The organism is Nitrospira sp. BLG_2 (assembly GCF_049222245.1).
Genome location: NZ_JBLYIG010000697.1, coordinates 1 through 4,029, shown reverse-complemented (window position 1 = coordinate 4,029; position 4,029 = coordinate 1). Strand labels below are relative to the sequence as shown.

The 4,029-nt window shown below is 53.1% G+C and carries 6 protein-coding genes; 5 read left to right on the top strand and 1 reads right to left on the bottom strand.

Annotation, left to right across the window (positions count from 1 at the left end):
• Positions 1 to 1,019, top strand: a 1,019-nt coding sequence (locus ACOSYY_RS18395) for a cysteine--tRNA ligase (protein ID WP_421664306.1), incomplete at its 5' end; no start/stop codon positions are given.
• The gene (rlmB, locus tag ACOSYY_RS18390; RefSeq protein ID WP_421664305.1) at positions 994 to 1,776 is read left to right on the top strand and encodes a 23S rRNA (guanosine(2251)-2'-O)-methyltransferase RlmB; all 783 of its coding nucleotides are present in this window, start codon (positions 994 to 996) and stop codon (positions 1,774 to 1,776) included. The genes ACOSYY_RS18395 and rlmB, both read left to right, overlap by 26 nt.
• Here rlmB and ACOSYY_RS18385 read toward each other — a convergent pair.
• Entirely contained in the window at positions 1,763 to 2,041 is a 279-nt protein-coding gene (locus ACOSYY_RS18385; protein ID WP_421664304.1) for a LuxR C-terminal-related transcriptional regulator, read from the bottom strand. The genes rlmB and ACOSYY_RS18385 overlap by 14 nt on opposite strands.
• A 158-nt stretch (positions 2,042 to 2,199) precedes the next feature.
• Here ACOSYY_RS18385 and ACOSYY_RS18380 point away from each other — a divergent pair, with 158 nt between their 5' ends.
• The 3 genes from ACOSYY_RS18380 to ACOSYY_RS18370 form a co-directional block, all read left to right on the top strand.
• Complete coding sequence (locus tag ACOSYY_RS18380; protein ID WP_421664302.1) at positions 2,200 to 2,982, top strand: prepilin peptidase; 783 nt, start codon at positions 2,200 to 2,202, stop codon at positions 2,980 to 2,982.
• Between the two features lie 287 nt (positions 2,983 to 3,269).
• Positions 3,270 to 3,701, top strand: a complete 432-nt coding sequence (locus ACOSYY_RS18375; RefSeq protein ID WP_421664300.1) for a GspH/FimT family pseudopilin — start codon at positions 3,270 to 3,272, stop codon at positions 3,699 to 3,701.
• An 8-nt stretch (positions 3,702 to 3,709) separates the two neighbouring features.
• On the top strand, positions 3,710 to 4,029 hold a 320-nt coding region (locus tag ACOSYY_RS18370), incomplete at its 3' end, for a type IV pilus modification PilV family protein (protein WP_421664299.1).

The window sequence follows — 4,029 nt, the reverse complement described above, 5'->3', positions numbered from 1 at the left end:
GCAAACGTCACCCAATGGATTTTGCCCTCTGGAAGAACAGTAAGCCGGGCGAGCCGGCATGGGAAAGCCCCTGGGGACGAGGACGACCGGGCTGGCATATCGAGTGTTCCGCCATGTCGATCCGCTATCTCGGTGACACGTTCGACATCCATGGCGGCGGAATGGATTTGATTTTCCCGCATCATGAGAACGAGATCGCGCAGTCCTGCGGAGCGACGGGAAAAGAATTCGCACGCTATTGGGTCCACAATGGGTTTGTGCAGATCAACAAAGAGAAGATGTCGAAGTCGCTCGACAATTTTTTCACGATCCGGGAGGTCTTTGACAAATCGGAATGGTCAGAAGCGATCACGGGAGAAATCCTCAGATACTTTCTCCTTTCGACGCATTACCATAGTCCGCTTGATTTCTCAGATCAGGGTTTGAGAGAGGCAAAAAGCGCGTTGAACGGTTTCTACGATCTCTTCCAACGATTGGATGAACCGGAAGATAGCTCAACGGCTGACAAAGAACTGAGGGCCATGGTTGAGAAATGTAGGCTGACTTTTAAAACCGCCATGGCTGATGATTTGAATACGCCAGCTGCTATCGCAGCACTCCAGGGATTAAAAGGAGATGTCAACAAGCTGTTAATCAACGGTCTAACTTCGGCTGCACGCAAAGAAGCCAGAGAGGAATTCCGATTGCTGGGCAGTATCTTGGGACTATTTCAGCTCAACAAGTGGCAGTTGGGGCCATACATCGGAGTAATCGGCCAGGCAGTCAAAGAACATAACGCGCAACCGATTATGCCTAGCAAGAGTAAGGCTGTAGGCCTGGTCACAGAAACCGATGAGTGTCTCCCTATAACAGTGAAGAAAGCTCTGACGGATGATGAAATAAAGGAACTGTTAAAAGCGCGAGTTGATGCGCGCTCCCGGAAAGACTTCCATAAAGCAGATCGGATACGCGATGAGCTAAAATCGCAGGGAATCATCATCGAGGACAAACCCGATGGCACGGCCCGCTGGAAGCGCTGAGGCGCCGGAGATTCTCTACGGTCTCCATGCCGTACGCGAAGCGCTGAAAGCCGGAAACCGACCGTTGCAACGCGTGCTCGTTATTCGGACCGACAAACAGTTCACCGATTTGGTGCAGCTGGCCCGATCACGCCGTGTTCCGATTCATGTTCAGCCTCTGACCTTCTTCGACCGTCTGGTCCCCACGGGCAAGCACCAAGGCGTTGCGGCCTTTACGTCGGCAAAGGCCTATCAGTCGGAGGAATCCATCCTCGCTCGAGCTGCCCAGCGGCATGAGGCGCCACTCTTGGTGGTCTTGGACGGAGTCGAAGATCCACACAACCTCGGCGCGGTGCTTCGGACGGCGGAAGGGGCGGGCGCCCACGGAGTATTGATCCCAGAACGACGAGCCGCCGGGCTTACGTCAGTCGTGGCCAAAGCTTCGGCCGGAGCGATCGATCACATTCCCGTGGCGCGCGTGACAAACATCAGCAGATCGATAGAATCGTTGAAATCGGCCGGGGTTTGGATCTATGGGGTGACGCCGTCGGCGAATACAGTCTTTACGGACATCGACCTACGGGAACCGGTTGGCCTGGTTCTGGGAGGCGAAGGAACGGGAATCAGACCGAGCGTGTTGCAACATTGCGATGACTGTGTCCGCATTCCTCTTAGAGGTCGGATCCAATCGCTGAATGTATCCGCTGCGGCAGCCATAGTTTTGTTTGAGGCGGTTCGTCAGCGACATCCGACCGGGCCTGACTCTACCGAATCCTGAGCGCGCCGCCCTGGATGGCGGTCTTCAGCAATTGAGCCGTATTCGACACCCGCATTTTTTTTGTCATATTCGCGCGGTGGGCTTCGACGGTTTTGACGCTGATCTTCAACCGCTGACCGATTTCTTTATTCTTGAACCCCGCCCAGATCAATTCCAAAATTTCCTGCTCCCGTGACGTGAGCGACTCCGGCCGTTTTGTGCGCGGCGGCGGTTCAAGATCAGCGAGAGATTTTCGAGTCCGTGTTTTTGCAGCTGTCTTCGCCATGGTAGTTAGTTCTCCATATTAGTAGGTTTGTACATCAGGTATACTCAATGGGTAATCATGCCTATAGGCAGTGATTATGGTATGGCCGTTCAAGAATGTAAAGAAAGGCACTTCGGCCCTAGTAGGGTTACCAGGTAGGGAAAGGACTCTGAGCAATTATGCACGAAGAGGCACTGTTACCTCTACTGATTGCCGGTAGTTTTGGTGCACTTATCGGTAGTTTCCTCAATGTCTGTATCTATCGCTTGCCGCGGCATGAATCGATCGTGTGGCCTGGCTCTCACTGTCCGAGATGCGCACAGCCCATTGCCTGGTACGATAACATCCCCATTCTAAGTTACCTCATATTGGTTGGACGATGCAGGCAATGTACCGTGCGCATTCCTTTCGGTTATCCCTTGATCGAGATTCTGAATGCCTCGGGCTATGTAGCGCTCCTCTGGGTCTTCGGCCCCAGTTGGGTTACTGTGGCGTACTGCGTGCTCTATTCAGCCCTCCTCGTGGTAGCCGGGACGGATCTTTCTCACAAGATCATTCCCAATGCCGTGACGTTTCCCGGTATCGCCGTAGGCCTCATCTGTGCCGCCACCGTCTTGCCCCTCGGATTCCTGGATAGTTTGCTGGGCATTCTTGTGGGCGGAGGAATTCTGTGGCTTCTGGCTTGGGCCAGCCCCTATCTTTTCGGGAAAGAAGGGATGGGCGGAGGAGACATCAAGCTTCTGGCGATGATAGGGGCATTTCTGGGATGGAAGCCTGCCTTGATGACGATCATGATAGGGTCGTTCCTTGGATCACTCGTAGGGGTTACTCTTATTGCCGGACAGCTCATCAAGCGAGAGGATTACATTCCCTTCGGGCCGTTTCTGGTTTGCGGTGCTCTAGTGACATTATTTTTCGGCGAATCCATTCTTGATTGGTATCAAGGGCTATTGGCCGGATAACGGCTCTCCTGCCTAATCCTCACCATTTCTTACTGTATCTCTTCTGTAAAGAACTGTATCTCTGGAGGTACTACTACTCTCCACCGTCTTTTCTTCCCTTGTAGGAGCTACACCTTCAGACCATACCGAACTCATTTAATTCTGGTCCCGCCGATTCAATGGCTTAGGGGTTTCCCATAGGATATTGTTCGGAAAGCGCATAATCGATGAAGACTCAAACTATGAGTGGCACGAGTCTTGACATAGCGATGGGCTACCTGACCAGTTGCAGAGACAGTGAGGAAGACATGAAGCAAGAAGGTAAGACATTGACGGAACTCATGGTGGTGGTCGCGATCATAGGGTTGGTCGCCACGATGGCCGTTCCTAACTACTCGATCTTCAACTCGCGCACCCAGGTCCGTTGTACGATCGAGGAAATCGCTTCGGAACTACGCCTTGCACGACAGCTTGCGATGACTTATCGGGATCGTGTTCGAATCGTGGTTGACCTTGAACAACAGGCCCTTACCACTCAATTCGTGAATGCGGCGACCACACATCATGCGTATCACTATGGAGGAAAGGGGGTTGTTATCGAAGAGCCAAGCGGCGGGCCTGAGATCCTCTTCCATCCAAGCGGACGGTCTGCCAGTCCAACGACAATTCAACTTCACAGCCTAGAAGGACAGACCCAGCAGCTCACTGTGAGCATCACGGGTCGGGTGTCGCTCCTATGAGGCGAATAATGAAGACCGATGGTTTCAGTCTGATCGAGGTGATGGTGGCAATGGTGATTTCAGGCATTGCACTGATGGGTGCTCTGGGTGCGGTAGAGCTTTCCTCCAGGCACGTACAGCAGGGAGGCCTAAACAGCAAAGCGATCGAGCTGGCTCAAGCAAGGTTGGAAGCGAAGCGGTCCGTTCGTTGGCAGTCTCTTTTGGAAGATGATCTCGATCACGATGGAACTCCGGAAACGTTCATGGCCGATGACGGCCAAGGCTCCACCATTCCCGGCCTCGGTCAGAAACAGCCGATAGTCTTCAGGGAGGCAAACTCGATGTTGTT

Coding starts and splice junctions, on each gene's coding strand:
- rlmB (WP_421664305.1), top strand. CDS start 994: ATGGCACGGCCCGCTGGAAGCGCTGAGGCGCCGGAGATTCTCTACGGT.
- ACOSYY_RS18385 (WP_421664304.1), bottom strand. CDS start 2,041: ATGGCGAAGACAGCTGCAAAAACACGGACTCGAAAATCTCTCGCTGAT.
- ACOSYY_RS18380 (WP_421664302.1), top strand. CDS start 2,200: ATGCACGAAGAGGCACTGTTACCTCTACTGATTGCCGGTAGTTTTGGT.
- ACOSYY_RS18375 (WP_421664300.1), top strand. CDS start 3,270: ATGAAGCAAGAAGGTAAGACATTGACGGAACTCATGGTGGTGGTCGCG.